The organism is Paenibacillus faecis (genome assembly GCF_008084145.1).
Lineage (GTDB): Bacteria > Bacillota > Bacilli > Paenibacillales > Paenibacillaceae > Fontibacillus > Fontibacillus faecis.
This window is the reverse complement of sequence record NZ_VSDO01000002.1, coordinates 807952-832168: the sequence shown is the minus strand read 5'-3', so window position 1 is coordinate 832168 and position 24217 is coordinate 807952. Positions and strand designations below refer to the sequence as shown.

At 54.6% G+C, this 24217-nt stretch carries 25 protein-coding genes and 3 pseudogenes; 1 reads left to right on the top strand and 27 read right to left on the bottom strand.

Features of this window, described 5'->3' with window-relative positions:
- Positions 1-64: 64 nt before the first annotated feature.
- From FRY98_RS11710 to aroC, 15 genes and pseudogenes are all read right to left on the bottom strand, one after another.
- Positions 65-664, bottom strand: coding sequence for a histidine phosphatase family protein (locus tag FRY98_RS11710; protein WP_148451921.1), 600 nt, complete (start codon positions 662-664; stop codon positions 65-67).
- Between the two features lie 110 nt (positions 665-774).
- A complete protein-coding gene (locus tag FRY98_RS11705; RefSeq protein WP_148451920.1) occupies positions 775-1374 on the bottom strand; it encodes an anti-sigma factor in 600 nt (199 codons plus the stop codon).
- Positions 1371-1964, bottom strand: coding sequence for an RNA polymerase sigma factor (locus FRY98_RS11700; RefSeq protein ID WP_148451919.1), 594 nt, complete (start codon positions 1962-1964; stop codon positions 1371-1373). The genes FRY98_RS11705 and FRY98_RS11700 overlap by 4 nt, the downstream gene beginning before the upstream one ends.
- A gap of 254 nt (positions 1965-2218) precedes the next feature.
- Positions 2219-2996 (bottom strand): annotated as a pseudogene (locus FRY98_RS11695) (SDR family NAD(P)-dependent oxidoreductase).
- Between the two features lie 1039 nt (positions 2997-4035).
- Positions 4036-5124, bottom strand: a complete 1089-nt coding sequence (locus FRY98_RS11690; protein WP_211373299.1) for a prephenate dehydrogenase — start codon at positions 5122-5124, stop codon at positions 4036-4038.
- Positions 5125-5169: 45 nt separating this feature from the next.
- Positions 5170-6267, bottom strand: coding sequence for a histidinol-phosphate transaminase (gene hisC, locus FRY98_RS11685; protein ID WP_148451917.1), 1098 nt, complete (start codon positions 6265-6267; stop codon positions 5170-5172).
- A gap of 47 nt (positions 6268-6314) precedes the next feature.
- Positions 6315-7145, bottom strand: coding sequence for a tryptophan synthase subunit alpha (trpA, locus tag FRY98_RS11680; protein ID WP_148451916.1), 831 nt, complete (start codon positions 7143-7145; stop codon positions 6315-6317).
- Positions 7142-8353 (bottom strand): tryptophan synthase subunit beta, encoded by a 1212-nt coding sequence (trpB, locus tag FRY98_RS28940; protein WP_225039664.1) that lies wholly within the window; start codon positions 8351-8353, stop codon positions 7142-7144. The genes trpA and trpB overlap by 4 nt, the downstream gene beginning before the upstream one ends.
- Positions 8354-8380: 27 nt before the next feature.
- Positions 8381-9019 (bottom strand): annotated as a pseudogene (locus FRY98_RS28935) (phosphoribosylanthranilate isomerase); the annotation flags it as partial.
- A gap of 1 nt (position 9020) precedes the next feature.
- Positions 9021-9854 carry an indole-3-glycerol phosphate synthase TrpC gene (trpC, locus tag FRY98_RS11670; protein WP_148451914.1) on the bottom strand — a complete coding sequence of 278 codons (834 nt, stop codon included), beginning with the start codon at positions 9852-9854 and terminating at the stop codon, positions 9021-9023.
- Entirely contained in the window at positions 9844-10899 is a 1056-nt protein-coding gene (trpD, locus tag FRY98_RS11665; RefSeq protein WP_249043410.1) for an anthranilate phosphoribosyltransferase, read from the bottom strand. The genes trpC and trpD overlap by 11 nt, the downstream gene beginning before the upstream one ends.
- A gap of 22 nt (positions 10900-10921) precedes the next feature.
- Positions 10922-12485: pseudogene (trpE, locus tag FRY98_RS11660) on the bottom strand (anthranilate synthase component I).
- Between the two features lie 456 nt (positions 12486-12941).
- Complete coding sequence (aroH, locus tag FRY98_RS11655) at positions 12942-13316, bottom strand: chorismate mutase (RefSeq protein WP_148451913.1); 375 nt, start codon at positions 13314-13316, stop codon at positions 12942-12944.
- Positions 13309-14412: a 3-dehydroquinate synthase gene (gene aroB, locus FRY98_RS11650; RefSeq protein ID WP_148451912.1), complete on the bottom strand. Its 1104-nt coding sequence runs from the start codon at positions 14410-14412 to the stop codon at positions 13309-13311. Before aroB ends, aroH begins: the two co-directional genes overlap by 8 nt.
- Positions 14412-15581: a chorismate synthase gene (gene aroC, locus FRY98_RS11645; protein ID WP_148451911.1), complete on the bottom strand. Its 1170-nt coding sequence runs from the start codon at positions 15579-15581 to the stop codon at positions 14412-14414. Before aroC ends, aroB begins: the two co-directional genes overlap by 1 nt.
- A gap of 252 nt (positions 15582-15833) precedes the next feature.
- On the opposite strand from aroC, the gene FRY98_RS11640 reads away from it, so the two are divergent.
- Positions 15834-16127 (top strand): phosphatidylinositol kinase, encoded by a 294-nt coding sequence (locus FRY98_RS11640; protein ID WP_148451910.1) that lies wholly within the window; start codon positions 15834-15836, stop codon positions 16125-16127.
- 113 nt (positions 16128-16240) lie between these two features.
- On the opposite strand, the gene FRY98_RS28430 is transcribed toward FRY98_RS11640, so the two are convergent.
- The 12 genes from FRY98_RS28430 to FRY98_RS11585 all read right to left on the bottom strand — a co-directional run bounded on the left by FRY98_RS28430 (position 16241) and on the right by FRY98_RS11585 (position 24160).
- Positions 16241-16411: a hypothetical protein gene (locus tag FRY98_RS28430; protein WP_170287075.1), complete on the bottom strand. Its 171-nt coding sequence runs from the start codon at positions 16409-16411 to the stop codon at positions 16241-16243.
- Positions 16412-16477: 66 nt separating this feature from the next.
- Entirely contained in the window at positions 16478-17305 is an 828-nt protein-coding gene (locus tag FRY98_RS11635) for a CheR family methyltransferase (protein ID WP_276508689.1), read from the bottom strand.
- Positions 17296-17739 (bottom strand): nucleoside-diphosphate kinase, encoded by a 444-nt coding sequence (gene ndk, locus FRY98_RS11630; protein WP_148451909.1) that lies wholly within the window; start codon positions 17737-17739, stop codon positions 17296-17298. The genes FRY98_RS11635 and ndk overlap by 10 nt, the downstream gene beginning before the upstream one ends.
- Before the next feature lie 107 nt (positions 17740-17846).
- The gene (locus FRY98_RS11625; RefSeq protein WP_148451908.1) at positions 17847-18821 is read right to left on the bottom strand and encodes a polyprenyl synthetase family protein; all 975 of its coding nucleotides are present in this window, start codon (positions 18819-18821) and stop codon (positions 17847-17849) included.
- Positions 18818-19684: a menaquinone biosynthesis protein gene (locus tag FRY98_RS11620; protein WP_148451907.1), complete on the bottom strand. Its 867-nt coding sequence runs from the start codon at positions 19682-19684 to the stop codon at positions 18818-18820. Before FRY98_RS11620 ends, FRY98_RS11625 begins: the two co-directional genes overlap by 4 nt.
- Positions 19665-20294 carry a UbiX family flavin prenyltransferase gene (locus FRY98_RS11615; RefSeq protein ID WP_148451906.1) on the bottom strand — a complete coding sequence of 210 codons (630 nt, stop codon included), beginning with the start codon at positions 20292-20294 and terminating at the stop codon, positions 19665-19667. Before FRY98_RS11615 ends, FRY98_RS11620 begins: the two co-directional genes overlap by 20 nt.
- Positions 20294-21166: a UbiA-like polyprenyltransferase gene (locus tag FRY98_RS11610; RefSeq protein ID WP_148451905.1), complete on the bottom strand. Its 873-nt coding sequence runs from the start codon at positions 21164-21166 to the stop codon at positions 20294-20296. The genes FRY98_RS11615 and FRY98_RS11610 overlap by 1 nt, the downstream gene beginning before the upstream one ends.
- On the bottom strand, positions 21159-21884 hold the full coding sequence (locus tag FRY98_RS11605; protein ID WP_148451904.1) for a demethylmenaquinone methyltransferase: 726 nt from the start codon (positions 21882-21884) through the stop codon (positions 21159-21161). Before FRY98_RS11605 ends, FRY98_RS11610 begins: the two co-directional genes overlap by 8 nt.
- Before the next feature lie 14 nt (positions 21885-21898).
- Positions 21899-22768, bottom strand: a complete 870-nt coding sequence (locus tag FRY98_RS11600; protein WP_148451903.1) for a heptaprenyl diphosphate synthase component 1 — start codon at positions 22766-22768, stop codon at positions 21899-21901.
- Between the two features lie 109 nt (positions 22769-22877).
- The gene (locus FRY98_RS11595) at positions 22878-23417 is read right to left on the bottom strand and encodes a hypothetical protein (protein WP_225039611.1); all 540 of its coding nucleotides are present in this window, start codon (positions 23415-23417) and stop codon (positions 22878-22880) included.
- 101 nt (positions 23418-23518) lie between these two features.
- Complete coding sequence (mtrB, locus tag FRY98_RS11590) at positions 23519-23779, bottom strand: trp RNA-binding attenuation protein MtrB (protein ID WP_148451901.1); 261 nt, start codon at positions 23777-23779, stop codon at positions 23519-23521.
- Between the two features lie 108 nt (positions 23780-23887).
- Positions 23888-24160: an HU family DNA-binding protein gene (locus FRY98_RS11585; RefSeq protein ID WP_148451900.1), complete on the bottom strand. Its 273-nt coding sequence runs from the start codon at positions 24158-24160 to the stop codon at positions 23888-23890.
- Positions 24161-24217: the final 57 nt, after the last annotated feature.

The window sequence follows — 24217 nt, the reverse complement described above, 5'->3', positions numbered from 1 at the left end:
CAACATTTATTCCGTAGAGGATAAAAAAAAGCAACCCGGAATCTTCCGGATTGCCCGATATGACCTATTTCATTTCCTCTATGATCTCTTCCAAATGCCGGAGGCAATTATAGAGACGCAAATCCCAACTCGTTTCGTTCTTTTCCAGGATGGTCAACGATAAGTTGCCGATTCTTTCCGTACATTGGTCCTGATACAACGCCGCGAACAATTGGGCGAGCAGCCCGCCATGACTGACCACAAGCACATTTTGATCTCCGTAACGTTCCCCGAGTTCGCTTAAGAACGAGAGCGCACGCTGCCGAATCGCCTCGATTTTCTCCTGGCCCAGCTCCTGAAGATCCCAGTCCTTGCCCCATTTGGACTCTCGCTCCAAGGCGGTCAACCCCTCCGCTTGCCCGAATGACCTTTCCATGATCCGCGGATCGGGTTCATAAAGGGGTATACCCAGGCGATTGGCGATAATCTCGCCCGTTTCTTCGGCTCGCTTAAGCCCGCTCGTAATGACGAAATCCCACCGGATTCCTTTGTCCTCCTTCAAACGCTCAGCCAACCGGACCGCTTGTCTCCGCCCCTCATCGTTCAGCGGGATATCGCTCTGCCCCTGAATTCTCCCTGCCGCGTTCCAATCCGTAAGTCCGTGGCGGATCAATCCAACTAGCATGGTTCCCCCTCCTTGGTCAGTAATGATCTAGTGTATATCATATTATATCATTCAAACAACAAAACGCCTCATCCGATTAAAAATTCGGAAGAAGCGTTAGTTGAAAACGGTCATCTTCGGGACCGCCTGATTCCCTTCCAGGACACCAGGGCAAGCACCATTCCGGCCATGGACAGCAGCATCCAGTATTGCGGATAAGCCGGTCCCAGTTGAACGACAAACGGTTCGACAACCCCGCGGGAGACGCTGGGCAGCTCAAAGGTGAAATCCTCCGGAATTTCCGTATCCGTTGTGACCACGGCCGCAGGGACGATGCCGGTAGCCGGTTTGTTGGCTTCCTTCTTCTCCATGGTACCGCCGATAAAGAACAATAAGGTACTCACAAGGAAGACGGCCAGAAAACAAGCCGACCAAAGGGTTACGCGGCGGCGGATCCGCCGGGAATAGTCTTTATCCCGGATGTCGGGCGCAAGCCAAGGCGACTCCGCATAGATACGGTCCATTACCCGGCGGTTGACGGCCTCCGCTTCTTCCTCGCTGACTTCGATAGGCAGGGCCTGAACGGCGTCTAGGCTTTCTGTCCAAATCTGATATTCTGCCGCGCAGGACTCGCAGCCCAAAATATGCCATTCCAGCATTTTGCGCTGTGGATGATGCTCCGGCAAATCGGGCATCACACCGAACAATTCTTGGGCCTCTTTACAATTCATCTGCTTTTCATCCCCTCGTAATGCTCGTAAATCGGTTCGTAAAAGTAGGGTTCAAGCTGACTCTTTACGCTACTCCGCGCCCGGAACAAAAGGGATTTCACCGCGCTTACGCTCTGTCCGAGAATCGTCGCGATTTCCTGATAGTCCAACTGGTCGTATTCGCGCAAAATTAAAGCGGAACGCTGTTTCTCCGGAAGATTGTTAATCGCTTCGCGGACCTTGCCGACCTTCTCGCTCCGGAGAACAGCCTGCTCCGGCACAACATCGCCCGGCGCAACCGGGACGATTCCGCTCTCTTCCAAAGGAACATTGGCGCCACGCTGCTTGCGCAGCTCGCTGAGCACCGTATTTCTGGCAATGGTATAAAGCCAGGTCGAAAAGGAAGCATCCACTTCCCGAAAGGAATGCAAGCTGCGAAATGCTTTATAGAACGTTTCCGAGCATATATCTTCTGCGAGCAGCTCCAGGTGGGCGCTCTTCAACATGTGGTAGACAAAGGCCAATATTTTACGCTGGTAGCGTCTCATCAACTCCGAGTACAGCTCCGTATTGCCTTCCTTAATTTCACGAATCATTTGGGAATCCGTCATCTGAGTGCGATCCTCCTCGCCCATCCATACGCTTTCCCCGTTCGATCCTACACACATTATTACCGAACGGAAAGAAAAAAGTTGCGCTGCTTATGTAACAAATTCAATAAATTCAAGAGTCACGACAAAGTTATAATCAAAACGCCATTACTTTTTAACAATCAACGACTAGTATATCATGAAATCTGGAAAAATTAAAAAAACTCATGACCTTCCCGAATCCAAAGAAGCTTCCGCCTTGATTCGCATTCGCTTTAAAGAGCGGCCGAAAGCCCTCCGTCGATATTGACCGCGGTACCGGTAATATACGAGGCCGCCTGCGAAACCAGAAAGGCGATGGCATTGGCAGCTTCCTGGGCTTCCCCGATCCGGCCGAGCGGAATTCCGTGCCTCGGATCGCGCGCAAATTCCTCCCACGACAGCTCGGGCGCAACGCTCTTCCATTTCCGTTCGATTTGCGCGCTGTGAATCAGACCGATGCATACCGCGTTGACGCGTATCCCGTCCCCCGCCAGATCCTTGCTCATCGCTTTGGTCAAAGCCAAACCGGCCGCACGGCTTACCGAGGTCGGCAGGGACGACGCGCCCGGCGACTTTCCGCCGACGGAAGTGACATTAACAATCGCACCGCCCCCCTGGGCTTGGCAAAGGTAAGGCAGGGCAAACTTGGAAAAATGGACGGCCGCAAACAGCTTGAGATCCAAATCCGCCGTCCAGTCCGCCGTATCGACCTCGTGGAAAGGCCGGGCCGCCGAGGTCCCCGCATTGTTGACCAGGATATCCAGGCCGCCGAGACCGTCCACGGCCGTTTCGACCGCATTCTCCGCTTCCTGCTTGTGTGAAACGTCCGCGGATATCCAGAGCGGAACCTTACCCGTCCGCTCCTTGATCAATTGCGCGGCGCTTTTCAGCCCTTCCGGATCTCTCGCCACGATCGCCACCTTCGGAAGCCAACGTCAGCGCCGTGGCCAACCCGATCCCTTTGCTGCCCCCCGTAACGATTGCTTTCTTGCCCTTTAAACCGAGATCCATATTTCGGAACCCCCTTAGTAACTATGTAAAATGTCCGTATCATCCGCTCTTAGCATATTCGGACTTTCAAACATTGTTAACCCAAATCATGATCAGCCTTCAACTTCACAGCTTCTCCTAAATGATAACAAAAAATAGGGAATCTTACCACGAGCTACCCGTCATCCTTCATATATATGCATAGACGAACGCTCTTGGCTTTAGGTTGCAGCACATCGCAATCTCGTGCCACATAAATCCCCGTCTCTAAAAAAGAATCATAACCACCCGTGTGAACGAATGGTTTGCTCTAAGGCTATAAGCCTTTATTACCGGCTCGCGTCTAAAGGCGCTAGCTTTCACTACGTTCAAGCTACTAGGCCGTTGCCGCATTTGCCTCCCCCGGAAGGGGTGCGATTATTACTAAACCCCTAATACCCCGTCAGACAACCTTGATAATATAAAATTCCTGCATATTTGCAGGCTTTTTTCCTGTTTGGACTCAAAATTTCTAAATACCTGCAAATCTGCAGGAATTTTCGACGAAACCGGCTCGTTTCACTAAAATCGCTGGAAATTCCTGCAGATTTGCATCTTTTTTCGTTTTCCCCTCGGGGATCGGCTTAAATACCTGCAGATTTGCATCTTTTTGGAGTTGGAAGCTTGAAAGCTTGGAAGCACACTAGGCGCCTCTTTGTATGTAACAACTCACTTCGATTAGCTATTAAGCCACCTTTTCCTTTCGTAATACCATAGTAGCTTGAACACTCTATATAACGACCCCACCAGGTGGTTTATGCTATAAGCATCACTTCACCACCTGCATAGCAGGTGGGTTTTTGTTTCGCACGCTTCGCGAGCTCAACTGGCTAAAGCCGAAAACAAAAAAAAGGCCGCTGATCGCGGCCCATTGCTCATTTTCAGAGCAATACAGTTATTGGATAGGAGTGGAGAGAAACCATACTGTACTTTTATTATATGTATCCGTTTTCATTCTGTCAACACTTTTTTTTAAGCGTTTACATGATACGGTTAGGAAGGGGGTTTCCCCCTCCAAATTTCAAACGTAAACTGTATACCCCAGCGTAAGCAAATGGTCTTTGGCCCGTTCCATCTCCGCTTCTTGACGGAACGACAGCCGCAGCACGCCCGGCACATCCTCCCGGCTTTCGATAATTTGCATATTGCTCAAATTGATTTGATTGACGCCGAGCTGGGTGGCGATCTGTCCGATGATTCCAGGATGATCGGGAACGTCGATGTGCAAATCAAACAAAGATGTAATCGCCCCCTTGCGCCGTTCCGGCAATTCACCGCGGAACTGGTTGGCTTTTTCAAAAGCTTGCTTGATCCCGTCCCCGTCCTGCGCTTCAAGCAGCCGGATAAAGCCGGCGATTTCCTCGTTCCAATCCCGTAGCAGCGATAGCAGCACCTCTTGGTTGCTGAGGAGAATATCCCTCCAGATCAGGGGATCGCTCGAAGCGATGCGCGTAATATCGCGGAATCCCCCGGCGGCCAGCGTCCGGTACAGCCCGTTATCGGCGTTATAATCGCACACCTGGTTCACCAGCGCCACAGCGATAATGTGGGGAAGATGGCTAATCGCCCCGACGATCCGGTCGTGCATGACCGCGTCGACGCGTACGATTTGCGCCCGGGTATGGGCAAGTAACCGTTCCAGCCGCAAGTAGGCCTCTTCCGGAACGTCGGGAGACGGCGTCAGGACGTAATAGGCGTTTTCGAACAGCAAAGTCGACGCCGCATCCACCCCGGAGCGCTCCGATCCCGCCATAGGATGTCCGCCGATAAAATATACGCCCGAAGCGGACAAGCTCCGTGCGCGCTCCATGACGGAAGCCTTCGTACTGCCGACATCCGTGATGATGCAGCCCGGCTTTAAAGGCAGAGCGTACAGCTTCTCCAGATATTCTTCCAAATTTCCGACCGGGACGCATAAAAATATAAAATCGGCGTCGGCGGCCGCTTCCTCCATGGAAAGGGTAGCGGCATCCACGACCCCGCGTTCGATCATCCGGTTTAGGGAACCGGGGCGATGGCTGTGTCCGACGACGGTGATGCCGGGCTTGCCTTTAAGGCAAAGCCCCAGCGATCCGCCGATTAAGCCAACGCCGAAGATAGCAACTTTCATCGTCATATGCATTCACTCGATTTCTGATTTTATAGTCGGCAAGCGCTAGACTCCGGCCTTCTGCGCGGAGAGAACTCGCTCCAAAGCTGCGATAAATTTGGCGTTCTGTTCGGAGGATCCCACCGTAACCCGAATATGCTCCGGATATTTCCCGAACCCGGCGCGAACGATAATGCCCAGCTTCAGCAGCGATTGGAACATCTCCGTCGCCGGCATTTTGACATCCACCATGATGAAATTGCCGTGTGCCGGAAAATGGGACAAATTCAGCCGTTCAAATTGCCCGGTGAGGTATTGAATCCCTTCGCTGTTTCTGCTCCGGCATTCGGCGACAAAGCTGTCGTCGCCCAGGGAAGCCAGCGCGGCCGCCTGACCGATCCGGGACGTATTAAACGGTTCGCGAACCTGATTAATCAACTTAACTACGTTCGGCTGCCCGATTCCGTAGCCTATCCGCAGCGAGGCCAACCCGTAAATTTTGGAGAAGGTCCGGAGCACGATCAGGTTCGGATATTTCGGCAGCAGCTTAACTCCATTCGTATACGAAGGATCGGTGACATATTCGGCATAAGCTTCATCCAGAACAACCAGCACATGTCCCGGAACCCGGTCCAGGAAGGAGATTAAAGCGTCATTGGAAACAATCGTTCCCGTCGGATTGTTCGGATTGCAGACCCAGACAATTTTCGTCTTATCGCCGATTTTATCCAACATGCCTTCCAGATCGTGAGCGCCATCCTTCAACGGCACTTCGATGCTGACCGCTCCTTCGATATCGGCGTTCGTCTTGTACACCGAAAACGTCTGATCCGCCATGACGGTCTCATCGCCCCGCACGATAAAAGCGCGGGTAATCAGCGCGATAATTTCATCGGACCCGCATCCGAAGATCAACTGATCCCGGTCCACTCCGTGATAAGCCGCCAAAGCCTCTCTCAATTCGGCGGCGCTGCCGTCCGGGTAAAGGCTGATTTGGAACAGCTCCGCTTCGATCGCCTGGCGGACGCGCGGCGAGCAGCCGAAGGGATTCTCGTTCGATGCGAGCTTGATCACTTCCGTCAAACCCAGCTCACGCTTTACTTCTTCAATCGGTTTGCCCGGCTGGTACACCGGTAAGTCCACGATGTTCGGTTTTGGCTGCATGTAATACCTTCCTCTCTCAGGCAAAATCGGGTACAGCACCCATTTCGCTAGTCTTTTATGTTTAATTGTGCCACAAAGTCGCGGATTTGCAACAAGCCCTGTTCTCGGGTGGCCTCATTCTTCAAAAGAGGCAAGCTCTCTTCGATCTTGCGGACGATGGCGCTTCCGACGACGACCCCATCGCAGAGTTCCGAGAAGCGAAGCACCTGTTCGCGATTGGAGATCCCGAAGCCGACGGCGACCGGTAAATCGGTCTGCGCTTTGACCGAAGCGATAAATTCGTCCACCTGCCGGTGAAAAGTGCTCCGCTCTCCGGTAACGCCGAGCGAGGATACACAGTAAATAAAACCTCTGGCCCGGGACAAAATCTTCGCGATCCGGCTTTCCGATGTCGGAGCGACCAGCGGGACAAGCTGAACGCCGGCCGCGTCGGCCAGCTTCAAGGCCTCTTCGGCCTCCTCATAAGGAAGATCGGGAATAATAACGCCGCTGATTCCGGCTTCCTGCAGCAGCGGGAAGAACCGCTCCAAACCTGTCTGAAGCACCGGATTGTAATACGTGAAAAGGACGAACGGCATCTTTACGCCGCGCTCCCTGGCTTTGCGCGCCGTGTCGATGCAGGTTTCCACCGTAATCCGGCGGACCAGCGCCCGCTCCGAAGCCCGCTGGATCACGGGGCCGTCGGCCAGCGGATCGGAATACGGAACGCCGAGCTCCAATATATCGGCCCCCGCCCGCTCCAGTTCAACGATAATATCGACCGTGGTGTCGGGATCGGGATCGCCCACCGTTATAAACGGGATAAGCGCGGTTTTCCCGGCGGCCTTTAGGTCGGCGAATGTCTTATCCATCAGATTGACCGTTGTAGCGCCGCTCATAGCTCGGCCCCTCCTTCCGTGTACGCCATGATCGACTCGACATCCTTGTCTCCGCGGCCGGAGAGGCAGATGACGACGATCTCGTCCCGGCTCATGCCCGGCGCCAGTTTAACCGCCTGCGCCACCGCATGCGCGGATTCCAAGGCGGGAATGATCCCCTCCAGCCGGCTTAAGAGCTGCAGCGCGTCGAGCGCTTCCCTGTCGGTAATCGGATAATATTGCGCACGCTCGATATCCTTGAGATACGAATGCTCCGGCCCGATCCCCGGATAGTCTAACCCTGCCGAAATGGAATGCGCGGGCAGAACCTGACCGAAGGCGTCCTGCAGCAAATAGCTCATGCTTCCCTGGAATACGCCCTTCGTGCCCTTGGTCATCGTGGCCGCGTGGAACTCCGTGTCAACGCCTCTGCCCGCCGCTTCCACACCGACAAGCTTCACGCTTTCATCTCCCACGAAAGGATAGAACATCCCGATCGCGTTGCTGCCGCCGCCGACGGCGGCGATCAGCATATCGGGCAGCCGCCCTTCCGTCTCGAGGATTTGCCGGCGTGTTTCATCGCCGATGATCCGCTGGAAATTGCGGACCATCATCGGGTAAGGATGAGGTCCCGTCGCGGAGCCGAGAATATAAAATGTATCCTGAACATGGCTAACCCAATACCGGAGCGCCTCATTGCAAGCGTCCTTCAGCGTCCGCGTACCGGAAAGAACCGGAACGACCTCGGCGCCGAGCAGCTTCATCCGGAATACGTTCAGCTGCTGACGCTTCGTATCCTCCTCGCCCATAAACACCTTGCACTCGAGGCCAAGCAGCGCGGCTACCGTGGCTGTCGCCACCCCGTGCTGACCGGCACCTGTTTCGGCGATCACTTTTCGCTTGCCCATGCGTTTGGCCAAAATCCCCTGCCCGATCGCATTGTTGATTTTGTGCGCCCCCGTATGGTTCAGATCCTCGCGCTTCAGGTAAATCTTGGCTCCGCCCAAATGCTCGGACAGCCGCTCCGCGTAATACAGCGGCGTTTCTCTGCCGGAATATTGTTTAAGCAAATAGGCGATCTCCTCCCGAAATTCAGGATCGTCCTGAAATTTGCGGTAGGATTCCTCGAGTTCGATCAAGGCGTTCATCAGCGTTTCCGGCACATAACGGCCGCCGAAAGGACCGAAGCGGCCATGCTCATCCGGTACCTGCTTATTCTCTTGCGTCATGCTCCCCTTCACCCTTTCCACAAATGCCGCGATTTTCGCGGGGTCTTTGACGCCTTCGCTTTCTACCCCGCTGGAGACGTCAACGCCGTCGGGCTCCATTGCCGCAATAGCGTCCCGGACATTCTCCGGGTGCAAACCTCCGGCCGCCAGGAACAAGATCCCGCGTTCTCTCGCCCAATCCCGGTAATAGGCGGCATACTCCCAAGCGAAAGCCGTCCCCGAACCGCCCCCATAACGGGGGTCGTAAGTATCCAGTAAAATTCCGTCGATAACGCCCTCATAGGCTTCCAAAGAAAGTCCTCCGTGCAGAATCCCGTCCGGTTTGACGGAAAACGCTTTGAACACCTTTACGCCAAAACGCCGTTTGACCTCCCCGCAAAACTCCGGAGCTTCCGTTCCATGCAGCTGAACCACATCCAAACGGGCTTCGGACAATACTTCTTCAAGCTCCTCCAACGTCGGATTGACAAATACGCCGACGGTCTCCGGAACCTTGCCGTTCCCGAGGCTGTTCAGCGCAGCGGTCAACTCGGCGGCCTTGGCCGGACTGATCTTTCTGCGGCTCTCCGCAAATACGTAGCCGATGAAATCCACCGGCAAGTTTATCATAGATTTTAGCACTTCAACGCTTTGAAGTCCACAAATTTTTACGGCCGTGTGTCCCATTTCAGATCCCGCTCCCTTCGGTGCGGGGCGAACCCGACAAGGTCCCGCCAAGCGGGCCCAACAATTCGAACACCGCTTCGTCCACTCGTTCCCGCCGCATAAAAGTTTCACCGATCAGTACGCCGCGTGCCCCGGCTCCCGACAAATAAGCGATATCCTCCCGGGTTCGAATTCCGCTTTCGCTGATCAGCGTAATGTTGGCGGGTACGCGTTCCGATAGAGAAGCCGTGGTCTCCAATGAAGTTTCGAAGGTCCGCAGGTTCCGGTTATTTACCCCGATCAGGGTGGTGGACCCGAATTCCAGGGCTCGTTCCAACTCCGCTTGATCATGGACCTCCAGCAGGACATCGAGCCCAAGGTCCTTCGCCAAGACGGAATAACTGGCGAGCTGATCATCCGTCAGAATGGCGGCGATCAGCAGTACAGCGTCCGCGCCCATTAACCGCGCTTCATAAACCTGGCGGTCGTCGATAATGAAGTCCTTGCGGAGCAGCGGTACGTCAACCGCTTCGCGAATGGCGGACAAATAGGCGGCGCTTCCCTGAAAATACGTTTCGTCCGTCAGCACCGAAATGCAGTCGGCCCCGGCGCTGACGTAAGCTTCGGCCAGGCTGACCGGGTGAAAATCCGGACGGATCAGCCCTTTGGACGGCGAGGCTTTCTTCACCTCGGCGATCAGCCCGATCTCCCGCTTCCGCCGCCGCGTCAAGGCGTCATGAAAGCCCCGGGTCGGCGGCAGGGCCGCAATGTCCCGCTCCGCCGCGGACCGTGACAAGCTTGCCGCCAAGCGTTCGACCTCTTTTCTTTTCGTCTCTACAATGCGATCAAGATACATAGCTCAATTCTCCCGTCGTCTGAATTAATTGCTCCAACTTCGTCATCGCCCGTCCGGAATCAATCGACTCCGCCGCAATTTTTACGCCTTCGGCCATACTGTCCGCCAGGCCCGAAACGTAAATACATGCCCCGGCGTTTGCCAGTACGACGTCGCGGTAGGCCCCTTTCTCACCTTCCAGCACGCGGCGGATAATCTCAGCGTTCGTCGCCGGATCGCCGCCGATCATTTCGTTCAACGGATAAGTTCTTAAGCCCAGATCCTCGGGCCGCAATTCATAGGTCGTAATCACGCCGTTTTTGAGTTCGGACACCTTGGTCGGCGATGAAATGCTGATCTCATCCAAACCTTCGCGGCTTGTCACGACCAACGCCCGCTTGGAGCCCAATTCGTTAAGCACCTTGGCGATCGTCTCGGTTTTGCCCGCATCATAGATGCCGAGCACCTGGCGGTCCGCCCCGGCCGGATTCGTCAGCGGCCCCAGCATATTGAAGACGGTTCTCACCCCGAGTTCTTTGCGCGGCGCGGCCGCATGGCGCATCGACGGATGGTAAACCTGCGCGAACAGGAAGCAGATTCCGATTTCATCCAGGCACCGCTTGGCCTGTTCGGCGTTCAAATGAATGTTTACCCCCAGCGACTCCAGCACGTCCGCGCTGCCCGCACGCCCCGAAGCCGAACGGTTGCCGTGCTTGGCGACCCGCACGGAGACCGAAGCCGCCACGATCGCCGAGGTCGTGGAGATGTTGAATTTATGAATCCCCGATCCGCCTGTACCGCACGTGTCCAGCAGTTGGCGGCTTTCCGTTTGCAGACGGCTCGCATGGCTTCTCATCGCTTCCGCAAAACCGGTGATCTCCTCGACCGTCTCCCCTTTGATCCGGAGAGCGGTCAACAATCCTCCGATCTGGGCGGGCGTCGATTCGCCGTTCATGATCGCCTCCATAATGCCGCGGGCTTCCGTACGCTCCAGATTCCGGCCTTCAATGAGACGGCCGATCCCGTACTGCAGCGCTTCCTGTCCGCTCCGCGTCCCGTCCATCATTCCGTTCATGATTGTTTCCTCCTTATCCCCGCGGGGTGTATTCGTAAAGATAATCCTGGTTAATCACGCCGTCGTTCCGTGCCGGCGACGGAAACATCTGCTCCGCCGTGCGGATCGCCGTCAGCAGCGCCTTGGCCTTGTTTACCGATTCCTGGTATTCGTTTTCCGGTACGGAATCCCATACGATGCCCCCGCCCGCCTGAACGTAGGCTTTTCCTTGCTTAAACACTATCGTCCGAATCGTAATGCAGGAGTCCATGTTCCCGGAAAAGCCCAGATACCCGATGGCTCCGGCATAAGTTCCCCGCGCTTCATTCTCCAGCTCGGCGATGATCTCCATCGCCCGCAGTTTGGGCGCACCGGATACAGTCCCCGCCGGCAGACAGGACAGAAAGGCGTCGAAGAAATCTTTGTCCTCCGCAAGCTTGCCGGAAACCTTGGAGACCATATGCATGACATGGGAGTACCGTTCAATTTCCATGTACGAATCGCATTTGACCGTACCGAATTCCGAAACGCGTCCTAGATCATTGCGGCCCAAATCCACCAGCATCAAATGCTCCGCCCGCTCTTTCTCATCTTGCAGCAGCTCCGCTTCCAGAGCGTCATCCTCCTCGCCCGTCGCGCCTCGCGGCCGGGTGCCGGCGATCGGCCTCGTCTCCACCCGATCGCCCTCCACCTTGACCAAAGCTTCCGGCGAGGTACCTACGATGATTTCATCGTCCATTTTGAGGTAATACATATACGGCGAAGGATTCAACGTGCGCAGCACGCGGTACACATGAAGCGGGTCCACCTCGGTTTCGATGTGAAAGCGCTGGGACAGCACCACCTGAAAAATGTCGCCCGCTCGGATATACTCTTTCCCCTTCTCCACGTTGGCCAAAAATTGCTCCTTCGTCAGGTTGGAGCGCACATCGCCGAGATCCACGTTCCCTGGAATGGGGGTGCGGTTGAAGTTTTCTCCGGGACCTTCCTGCTGCAGGAGATCCGCCGCTTCGTCCAGCTTCTTTTCCGCCGCCTCGTACGCCTTGCGGATATCCTCGTCCCGGTCACCTTCACGGATATGCACATTGGCCACCAGCATGATCCGCTGCTTGACGTGGTCGAAGACGATGACCTGGTCGCAAAACATAAACTGCATATCCTGCATCCCGAGATCATCCACCCGATGGGCCGGAAGCTTTTCATAGTACTGCAAAAGGTCATAACCGAAAAATCCGATCGCCCCCCCCGGTAAAGGGCGGCATCTCCGGGAGCTTGGGGCTGCGGTAACCGCGGAGCACCGCCTTCAGCTCATCCACGGGCCTCCGGGAAGCGAAGATCTGTTTTTCTCCTTGCCGCTCCATCACCATCTCGCCTTTTTTGGCCGTGATCATCAGAAAAGGATCGGTTCCGATAAAGGAATAGCGGGCCCATTGAATGCCGCCCTCCACGCTTTCAAGTAAAAATGCCCGATCGCGCCGGGCGAACCGCCGGAATATCCGGATCGGTGTCTCCAAATCGGCAAGCAGCGTCCGAACGATCGGAATCAAATTGTAGTCCTTGGCCATGGCGATGACCTGTTCAACGTGGGGAGTCGTCATAATAGCACCCTTCCTTTTCGGCTTTAAAATGAAAAAACATATATTGAAAAAACAAAAAAACCTCTACTTAAGTAGAGGTTTGCTTCCATGCAGTAAAGTTGTAGGAACGGAATTATGGATGCTCCCATGATTCAGGCACACGACTGGCTCATGCGAAATAAACCGAACGCAACCCCGGTCCGCTGTGGACTTTCGTGGTGTTTACGAGCGCCTTATCCCTATCGCCATCATAATCTGATCACATCGAAGCAATTCCTCGCTCCAAACTCAACTCGTCTCTGCTCATCTCAGCTCAGCTCTACTCAACTCTAAACATATTGCAATCTTCGTCTCAAACTGCTCTTCTCTTCATCCGAAAGGATGATCTCTTCTCTTCACGACGCTTTCGTGAAAATCTTAAAAATAATATAACGCAACAACGTCCGTCTTGCAACTTCTATTTCGCGAAAGCCCGTCTTAGGACTCCGATCCGCTCAGATCGGGGCGCAAGCTTTGCGCCTCGTTCATGTAAATGTGCTTCATTTCCCGCTGCCCTTTGGTCGTGTTTACATGCAGGAGCAGGCGGATGCATTTCGGCAGCCCGCCCTTCACCGGAATTTCCGTCGAACACATCAAGGGCACCATATCCCAGCCGTTTAAAGCCCGGATGGCTTTAGCCGGAAAAGTGGCGTCCAGATCGGGCGTGACGGTGATCCAAACGCTGCAAATATCCTCCGGTACGATTTCGTTCCGTCGAACGACTTCCTGAAGAAGTTCGGCCGTCGCATCCAGAATCTCTTTCTCTTCGTTGCGGTTTACCGTTGTGGCTCCGCGAATTCCACGGTTATACATGAGGCCCCTCCTTTTTTAATTCCCGAATGACCCGGCGGACCTCCTCCACCTTCACATCCGATACGATTTCCACTTGGCCGATCGCAACCGGAAGCACAAAAACGAGCTGCTGCTCCTTGAACTTCTTGTCATGCATCATCGCGCCGATGATGCGTTCTTCATCCAGATGCTCCGGCATGACCGTCGGCAGCCCGAAGCCGCCAAGCAATCGGACAGTCTCCGCGTATAACGCCCGGTCGGCGCCGCGGTTGACGGCGATCAGCGCCGAAGCCGCCATTCCTATGGAGATCGCTTCCCCGTGCAAAAATTCGCCATACCCGCCGATCGCTTCCAGTGCGTGACCGATCGTATGACCCAAATTCAAAATCGCCCGCAATCCCAGCTCCCGCTCGTCCTGGGACACGACTTGCGCCTTGATCGAGCAGCCCATCGTGAGACCGTAGCTCAATGTCTCGGGATCGAGCGCGAGCAGTCGGTCGGTATTCTCCCCGCACCATGCCGCGAACTCGGCGTCCCAGATCAGACCGTGCTTGACCATCTCGGACAGCCCCGCCCGGATTTCACGTTCGGGCAGCGTCCGAAGGGTATCGACGTCGTACAGGACGAGTTCCGGCTGGTGAAAGGCGCCGATCATGTTCTTCGCGAGCGGATGGTTGATCGCCACCTTGCCGCCCACGCTGCTGTCGTGCGCCAAAATGGTCGTCGGCATCTGGACGAACGGCACGCCGCGCATATAAGTCGCGGCCACGAATCCCGCCAGATCGCCGACCACGCCGCCACCTAGCGCGACAACGGCGGAGCGCCGGTCCAGGCCGCCTTCGATGGCGGCCGTCATCACATCATGGAATACGTCCAGGGATTTTGCCTTCTCTCCGGCCTTAACGACTTTGCTGACGGTCCGGTAACCTTCGGCTTGCAGGTTCTCTTCCACCCGCTTCAAATAAAGCGGGGCTACATGGTCGTCCGTAACGATCAGGACCGGGCTTTTCTTGCTCAATTGATGCTTGGCGAAGATCAGGCCCGCTTCGTTTAGCAGGCCGCTGCCGATATATATCGGATAGGACCGGTCCCCCAAATCCACTTGTAGCGTACGCATCAGTAGCTCTCCAACTGAGCCTTGTAGCTCTGCACATTGCGTTTGATTTCCTCAATGGAATCGCCGCCGAATTTCTCCAGGAACGCCTTGGCCACTTCCCAAGCCACCACATGCTCCAGAACGACGCTCGCCGCCGGAACCGCGCAGGCGTCGGAACGTTCCACCTGGGCCGTGAAAGGTTCTTTCGTATCGATATCCACGCTTTGGAGCGGCTTGTACAAGGTCGGGATCGGTTTCATGACGCCGCGAACCACGATCGGCATGCCGTTGGTCATACCGCCTTCAAAGCCTCCCAGGCGATTCGTCGCCCGGTAATAGCCGCGCTCCTCGCTGTACAGGATCTCGTCATGGACTTTGGATCCCGGTAATTTCCCGGCTTCAAAACCGATTCCGATCTCAACGCCTTTAAAAGCATTGATCGACATAACCGCTTGGGCGATTCTGCCGTCCAGCTTGCGGTCGTACTGCACATGGCTGCCCAATCCCACCGGCACGCCTTCGACGATGCATTCCACGATGCCGCCGATGGAGTCGCCTTCTTCCTTGATTTTGTCGATGTAGGCCTCCATCTTCTTCTCCGTTTCCGGATCGACCACCCGGACGGAGGACTCTTCCGTAAGGCGGGCCATCTCTTCCAGGGACAGATGGTGCGGCGGCGCTTCGATTTCCCCGATCCGGATCACCTGACCGGCGATACGGATGCCGAATTTCTCCAGAAGCTGCTTCGCCACCGCACCGACGGCGACGCGAATCGCCGTTTCCCGAGCGCTGGAGCGTTCCAGCACGTTGCGTAAATCTTTGAGGTTATATTTCAATCCGCCGTTCAGATCCGCATGACCCGGGCGCGGCCGGTGAACCCGGCGCTTCTCCTCATCCGTTCCTTCGATGGGCTCGATATTCATAATGTTCCGCCAATGCGTCCAGTCATTGTTGGCGACAACCAGCGCCACCGGCGCGCCGGTCGTATTTCCGTGACGTACGCCGCCGACAATTTGCGCCGTGTCCTTCTCGATTTGCATCCGACGCCCTCGTCCGTATCCCTTCTGGCGGCGGGCCAGTTCAAAATTAAGCTTCTCGAAATCCAGCTTCAAATTGCTGGGCAAACCTTCAATAATCGCCGTAAGCTGGGGACCGTGCGTTTCCCCGGCAGTCAAGTAACGTAGTGTCATGATGCGTTCCCCCTTTAAACTGTTAAACTGTAAAGAGCTAAAATCCGATGATTTCTTTGCTCATTATAATATTAGTACTAATGTCTTGTCACGTCCGTATTTTTTCTGGATTTTTAATTGTCCCCCCAAACGCATGGATCATCCCCCCGTCAACGCTATGAAATTTTTTGACCTATAGGCAGATGCCGCGATCAAAGTAGGTTGTAGTCCATAGACTATTGTCGAATATATTTTAGGAGGTTATCGTTATCCATGGACACCAATTATCAACAAGTCGCAATGAGCTGTATGAATAAATATGTTGGTATAACCACTTCTGACGGCCAGTCTCACGATGGGTTTATTGCACATGTTGACCAGGAGTACATTACTCTTGCAATTCCTTCAAACGAAATGATCGGTCATATGAACGGAATGCCCGCCAATACGTCGACTTATAGACAATTTGGATTCTTTCCGGGCTTTTTTCCACGCCGACGCTTTTTCCGGCAACGTGTACCACTTCGCTTCATTACCGGATTATTTTTGCTCCCGTTTTTCATTTAATCGGGGCACAGCCCCCTTCATGAAAAAAACGCGCGCCCCTCCGCTGAACGCGAAAAAACGCACGTTTGATTTAAACTTCGATGTGGGTTGTGGATCGGTTTATTTCCGCGCTATTAGTTTCCCGAGGCCGGCTGGTTATCCAAATGCCGTTTCTCCGTTCCGGTGCCCCCGGGCTGCTCCAGCAGACGCATCAACTGGCCCTTCTCCACGCCAAGAACCTGGGCGCATTCCTGCGGTGTAAGGAAGCCTCGGCGATAGGCGTCGATGACCTTTCTTTTATCCATTCAGCGACCTCCCTAAACCCTGTTGTCAGTCATTATGGGGAAAGTGCCGAAGGTTTATACCGAATTTCACGCCTTTTTTCTGTAAAAAAACGTTTCCGCCGATTCCAACCCGTACTGGGACGGAGAAAAGATCTGTTCCGTGCTGCCGACGAACAGAATACCGCCCGGACGCAGCGCTTGGGCGAATTTATGATAAAGCCCGTGCTTCGCTTCCTCGGTAAAATAAATCATGACGTTGCGGCAAACGATCAAATCGAAATTATCCTCGAACGGATCGAGCAGCAGATTCTGCTTCTTGAAGGTAACCGCTTTTTTGAGTTTGGGGTCAAAACGGTACATGGCCCCTTCGGGAGTAAAGTAACGTTTCGCCACCTCCGGCGGAACGTCCTTGAGCGACCGCTCCAGATACAGACCTTCCGCAGCCTTGGCCAGCGCACCCTCATCGATATCGCTCGCCAGCAAGTATGTACTCGTCAACAGCCCTTGATCCGCCAAGATCATGGAGAGTGTATACGGCTCCTCACCGGTGGAACAAGCCGCGCTCCAAACGCGAAGCTTGGATTTGCCGGCGGTAAGTCCGGGAAGGACGACATCCCTTAACACTTCCCAACGATTCGGATTGCGCCAGAATTCGGAGACATTAATCGTCATCTTGTCGAGAAATTCGTAGAATAGCGTTTTGTTTGCCATCATGGCATGATAAAAAGCATCGAAGGATGAAAATCCGTTCTTGTTGCGGAGGGTCGTCAAGCGGCGCTTCATCTGCGCTTCTTTATATTGGGCCAGGTCGATCCCCGTACTTTTCTTGATATGAAGGATGAACGCGGTGTAATCGGGATCCGGAACGCCCGATTCCTCTTGGCCCATGGGCGTTTTTGCCGAGATTAAATCCATGGCGTAATCGTCTTCGAATAGGCTACGATTTCGTGAGGCTCAAAGAAGTTCGCGATCTCCCGCTCCGCGCTTTCGGGGCCGTCCGAACCGTGAATCAAATTGTAAGGGGTATGGGCCGCAAAGTCTCCGCGAATCGTGCCTGGCGCCGCCTCCGTGACTTTGGTCTTCCCGATGACCGCTCGGGATAACGCCACGATGTCATCCCCTTCCCAGACCATGGCAAACACCGGCCCGGAGGTGATGAAGCTCACAAGACTGTCAAAGAATGGCTTTCCTTCATGCTCCGCATAATGCCGTTTCGCTTGCTCCGGGGTAACCTGAACAAACTTTCCGGCAACCAGCTTAAAGCCTTTGTCCTCAAAACGGCTGATAATGCGCCCGATCAATCCTCTCTGAACGCCGTCCGGCTTAACCATCAAAAAAGTACGTTCCATGCTTCTCCTCCCGATATCGACAACTTGGTAATCCATGAAAAATCTGGCTCAACAGGTGAGTTTATTACCATTCTACCAAAAAAACGGGGTGCTGGTAAGCTTGTTTCTCAATAGGAGCGTTTATTTACAAAGAGAGCTATCTCTTTGAGATGGGTTTTGGATTTGCTTTCCGGAAGCCCTTCCAAGGCGTCGAGAGCTTTTCCGATAAACCGGTCCGCCAGTTCTTCCGCCCGACGGATGCCCGGACTCGACAGGATCATCCCGATCGCCCGGCCGGCATCCGCCTCCATTCCGTTCGACCGGATCACTTCGAGTTCCGCCAGAAGCGGCTCGCGGATCTCCGGGTCCTGCAGCGCATAAATGACCGGCAAAGTGATGTTCCCTTGCCGCATGTCGCTGCCCGGCGGTTTGCCCAAGCTTTTCTCCGTACCGCACAAATCCAGCAGATCGTCCCGGATTTGAAAGGCCATCCCGACATTGTACCCGTACCGATAGAGCTGGGTATGAATTCGGGACGAAGCTTCCGAGGCCAAAGCGCCGAGCTGACAGCTGATCGCGATCAACAGCGCCGTCTTGCGGCGAATGCGCAGCAGATATTGCCGGACCGACTGCTCCGTGTTGAAAAAATCGCGGATCTGCTCCATTTCCCCGATCGACATCTGCACCATCGCTTTGGCCAGAATGCGGTGCAGCTCCGGAATCGGGAGCCGGGTGGCCAGCGTCAACGCTTTCGCATAGAGGAAATCGCCGGTATACATCGCGATTTTATTGTCCCATTTGGCCTTTACCGTAGGCTTCCCTCTTCGGGTTCCGGCATCGTCGATGACATCGTCATGGACGAGCGTCGCCGAGTGAATCAACTCCAGGGGTACCGCCACATGCTGCAGCTTCTCCAAATCGTAGGTCCCGAATTTCCCGCCGAGCAGAACGAAAACCGGGCGCAGCCGTTTACCTCCCGCCTTCAGCAGGTGCAGAGACGTTTCGCTCAGCAGCTCCTCATCGCCTTCGATGCTCCGGTACAGCTGCCGCTCAATAAAATCCATATCCCTTTTCAGCGCGCCGAAAATATCCATTAATTTCATTCTTTCACCCGTGTCAGCTTATTCTCACTCCAAATATCCATCCGTACTTCCTTCGGCAGAAGCCCCATTTCGTGGGCGTACGTAAAGTATAAGGCCAGTCCCTTCTGCCGCTGTTCACTAAAATCATAACACAAGTTCCGGAAATAATGTTCCCAATACTCCCTCGTGCCTCCGATCTCATCGATGGCTTTGTCCACCAGCGGCGTCAAATTCCCCAGGCTTTGACGTTTGCTCGCCGCGAAGGCGCCCAGGACTTCGGACAAAAAATCGGGATGGGAATCCGCAAACGTCCGCTGCACGGCCCAAACCGCGAACGTCATGCCGTAACCGGTCCATTGCTTCCAGACTTCCCCCAAATCCGTAACGATATAACCGTGATCCCGCCAGGAAGCCTGGATGGCGTGGTCGCCGATCAGCAGCGCGGCGTCGCTGCGTTCCATCATCTGATCCAGCACGGGCTCGCTTTCCCAATAGGTCGGCTTGCCTTCATAGGCCTTCTCCATAATGATTTTCAACAAATTGATCGAGGTCGCCGAAGTATTCGTAAGCGCGATGACCCCGTTGCGAATTTCTTCCGGAGGTTTCCGGGAAAACAGCAGAATCGAGTTTACCGGACCGTCCGAGCTTACGGATAGCTCGGGCAGAAGCACCAAATTCTCCGCCCCGTAACCGAAGGCAAACGACGAAACGGGCGACAGGTCAAGCGAGCCGCCCAGCATCCGGCGGTTCAGCGCCGAAGGCACGTCCGTCACCATCGTGACGGGTCGCGACAGGCCTTTCGCGTCAAAATGATGAAAAACGGGCCATACATTCGTATATTTGATTTTTCCGATGAGGATGTCGTCATTCTCCCGGTTGTTCATCGTGATCCCCCCATCTTTTAAATAGCGCATGTTCGATGTTCAAATTGTCCAGTACTTTGCCCACCAGGAAAGCGACCAGATCGTCAATGGTTTTGGGGCCAAAATAAAAAGCGGGCATCGCCGGAATCAAGCGTACGCCGAGCCTGGCCAGCTTCAACATGTTTTCGAGATGGATCGCGTGAAGCGGAGTTTCGCGGGGAACCAGCACCAGCGGGCGCCCTTCCTTCATCATGACATCGGCCGCCCGGGTCATCAGATTGTCCGACGCACCGTTCGCGATCGAGGAGAGCGTCCCCATGGAGCAAGGCATAATGATCATTCCCATCGCCAAAAAAGAACCGCTGGCGATCGAGGCGCCGATATCCGCGATTGGATGGTACACCCAGTTGCCGGCGGTCTCGCGCAAATGCTTGCGCAATGCGGCTTCGCGATCCGTCGTTTCCCAACCCAGCTCCTCCTTCAACACCCGCCAGCCCGCATTTGAAATAACGAGATGAACGGTGAAACCGAGATCCAGCAGCGTTTGCACCAGCTTGACGCCATAAGCGGAGCCGCTGGCCCCGGTAATTCCTACAACGAGTCCCCTGTTCTTCTTCGCGTTCTCATGCATCAGGAATGGCGCACCACCAAATCGATCAGGGTGAAGGAAAAGACAACGATGCTCAATACCCCGTTCATGGTGAAAAATGCCGTTTGCAGCCGGCTTAAATCGCCGGGAGAAACGATATGATGCTCATAGAAAAGGATCAGATATGCGATAATCATGCCCGCGATATACCACCAGCCCAAATCGCTCATCAGCAGCAGCGCGATAAATCCGATCGCCGTGACGATATGGAAGGCTTGCGCGATTTTCAGGGATTTCGCGACCCCGAATCGGACGGGAATCGAATGGAGCCCTTCTTTGGTGTCAAACTCCACATCCTGACAAGAATAAATAATATCGAAGCCGGCAATCCAAAAAATAATCGTTACGTAAAAGACCAGAGCCGCAGCGTCGACCTTCCCGGCCACGGCCACCCATCCGCCCAGCGGAGCCAAGGCGATCGTAATACCGAGTACCACGTGACACAGCCAGGTGAAACGTTTGGTGTAAGAATAAAACACAAGCATGAACACGGCGATCGGCAGCAGCTTCATCGCCAGCGGGTTCAATTCCGCGGCCGCCCAGAACAGCAAGGCGAAAGAACAAATAATAAAGACGACGACCTCGCCGATCTTCAGCAGGCCGGCCGGGATCGCCCGGTTGGCGGTACGCGGGTTTTTGGCGTCGCTGACGCGGTCGATCAGCCGGTTGAGCCCCATCGCCGCGCTGCGCGCTCCGAACATCGCCAGCAGCACCCAACCGATTTCGGCCCATGACGGAAGGTGTTGGTGAATCGCCACGGAGCCGAGCAGAGCCCCCATGAAGGCAAAAGGAAGTGCAAATACCGTGTGTTCAAACTTAATCATCTGTAGAAATATTCCAATTTTCCTAAACATCTTGCTTCTCCTTCGTCCCGATATGCAGTGCGGCAATACCGCCGAAAAAAGGATACACTTCGACGTTGGACAGCCCGACTTCCGTATAAATTCCCGCAAGCTCTTTGCGGCCCGGGAACTGTATCAGCGATTCCGGAAGCCACTTGTATTGCGAGTACCGCTTGGCGATCAGCTTGCCTAGCATCGGCATCAGATATCTGAAATAGAAATAATACAGCCCTTTAAACGGCTGCCAGGTCGGTTTCGACAGCTCCAGGCAGACCACTTTGCCGCCGGGCTTGACCACTCTGGTCATTTCGGCAAGCACTTGGCGCGGATCGGGTACATTGCGAAGGCCGAACCCGATCGTGGCAAAATGGAAGGTGTCGTCTTCGAACGGGAGGTCCATCGCGTTGCCCTGGACGAGCCGAATCGAGCGGTCCAGCCCGCGCTCCTCGACTTTGCGGCGGCCGATCTTCAGCATATTTTCGCTGAAATCCAGGCCCGTAATCGGGCCCCCGCTCGCCTCCGCCATGCTGATCGTCCAATCGCAAGTGCCGCAGCACAAGTCGATCGCCGTATCCCCCGGCGCCATATTCATCTTGTTCATCGTGAATTTCCGCCAGGCCCTATGGCGGCCAAAGCTGATAATATCGTTCATAAGATCGTACTTCGGTGCCACGCTTTGAAACACGGAATGTACGAACTCTTCCTTCGGTTTGGAGGACGGATTATTCATTTAAGCCCTTCACCTTACCCTTCCTGAATTGCGGGAGACCGGGACGCCAGTACGGCGACCATCGGCTCCAGGATCGCGCCGATCTCGGTGCGGGTTTGTTCTCCCCCGCACTCGGGGACCAGATTTTTTACGTTCTCCAAAGATTGGTGCAGCATGGCGATCAATTGCTTGTCAATCCGGTATTTCCGAAGCAGCCGGTGCCACTCTCCCGCCTCCAGCGCGTTTTGAGCGAGCTTCGCTTTGTCTTCCGAGGTGCCGGTCTCCCAGATCCGCAAATAAGCGTAACCCTTCCGTTCCTCCGGAGCTTCCGGACCGAGACTCAGTTCGTCCAGCGCCACTTCGCAACGGCTTAATTCGGTTAACAGCAGCGACCAAATGTTCTGCGCCGACTTGTCCAATTGATCGGTAAACGCATGGAATAACTCGCTTTTCACCCGAACGCGCTGTTTTATGTACTCCTCCGCGGAAATCCGCATATTCCTAAGTCCCATATAAAGCCGGACTTTGATCCGGTTGACTTCGCAGATCGCCGCGCTCAAAGCGGAGATCATGCCGATCAGCCCCTCCTGCGCCAACTGCTGATAAAAAACGCTGCTGAAGTAATCACCGGCCAGCACCTTCAATTGCCGCGAACGCATTTCCTTTTCTTCCATCCGGAAATCCCCGACATCGATCATGTCATGCGTATCGAGCCCCAACTGAACGAGGAAAGCCGCAAGCGCGCAGGTTTCCCCCGAGCGTTCCGGCAGACGGGCCGAATCCTTTAAAAACGTATAAAGCAAACGAACACGGGTAACCGGGAAAACCGGTAGCTCCGTGTGGGTCGTAATCATGTCGTATTCGACATACTTTTGGGCCAGTTCTGTTATGCGATCAGGTCTCATCCTCTGCCTCCGAGCCGCTAATACTGACATCTTCGTTTACACTCTGGAAACAAAGATGTCACAATCTTGTCTATTATAGCATATGTTATTTGGGAGCGCACGGAGGGGCTTAATGGATTTTGTCCCTCCACAACGCCGTCTCCGTCAGACGGAACCACCGCTTCAAATCCGCCGGGATTTCTCCGTCTCCGGTCTTGCGAAGCCGCTCAGGCGCGTCGGCCGGCCATTCCCCGCGGCGTACATCCGCGGCCACCAGCAAATACCGGCTTCCGAGCCACCGGTCCTCCGCGATGAGGCGAAGCAGCAGTTGGTCGATGTTGGGCGTCCGAGCAAACGCAAATGAAATCAGCTCCGCCATTCCGGCATACAATTCACCTTTAGTCAGCCGCTCATCCTTCACCTTGAGATCGACCGAGAGAATCCCGCCGTTCAAATCCACCTTCGCAATCGGGACATTCAGTTCAAGGGAAGACAAGCTGTCGACCAGATTGTCGTCGGTCAATTCGACGGGCTTGCCGGTCTCCGAGAAAACCTCGGCGACAAGCCGCCCCTGTTCGTACAAGGGGCCTCCTTCTCTCGTCATCAGAGCCAAAGCGACGGCCACGCCGCAGGTCAGCAGCAGGGCTCGCATCATCCAATTCGACTTCACGGGAATCCCCCTTCGATTTTCACCGGATCTCCCGGACATCCTTAAAGGTTCATATCCCATTCTACAAAAGAAAAAAGCAGGCTATGCCTGCAAATTGATTTTCATTCGTCCGTGTCGATGATCCCGTGCTTCGTATAAACGACCGCTTTGCCCCTGACCTTGACGGCCGAAGTATGGTCGGTGAACTGGGCGATCAGCACCTCGCCCTTATCCAGCTTTTCCGTATGGTGAAACCGGGTATCCTTGCCACGGGTCAAGCCGATGACCGTTACCCCTTGTTCCTTGGCCTTGACGACGAAATAATCGCCGCTGCCCGTCCCCTGTTCGGCTCCGCCGGATTTGGACTGTTGCTCCTGATTCATGAACGGCATTCCTCCCCGACAAATATTAGCACACTGTTGATGTTAAAAGAAAAGGCCGTGAACAAAATGCCCACGGACTCTTTCAACACGGAAAATATGTAGAAATCTTTATTTAATTCCGTCTTTGAGCGCTTTGCCTGGTTTGAATGCTGGAATTTTGCTCGCAGGGATTTCGATTTCTTCTCCGGTTTGCGGGTTGCGGCCTTTACGTGCGGAACGCTCGCGCACTTCAAAGTTTCCGAAACCTACCAATTGTACTTTGTCTCCGTTTTGCAGAGCCTCAGAGATTGCGTCAAAAACCGCGTCGACCGCTTTGGTCGCGTCTTTCTTGGACAATTCTGCACTTTCCGCCACTTGAGAGATCAAGTCGGATTTGTTCATCAGGGTTCACCTCCCTACCAAATTTAATAGACCATTCTGATATTCTGTGTTTCCGTT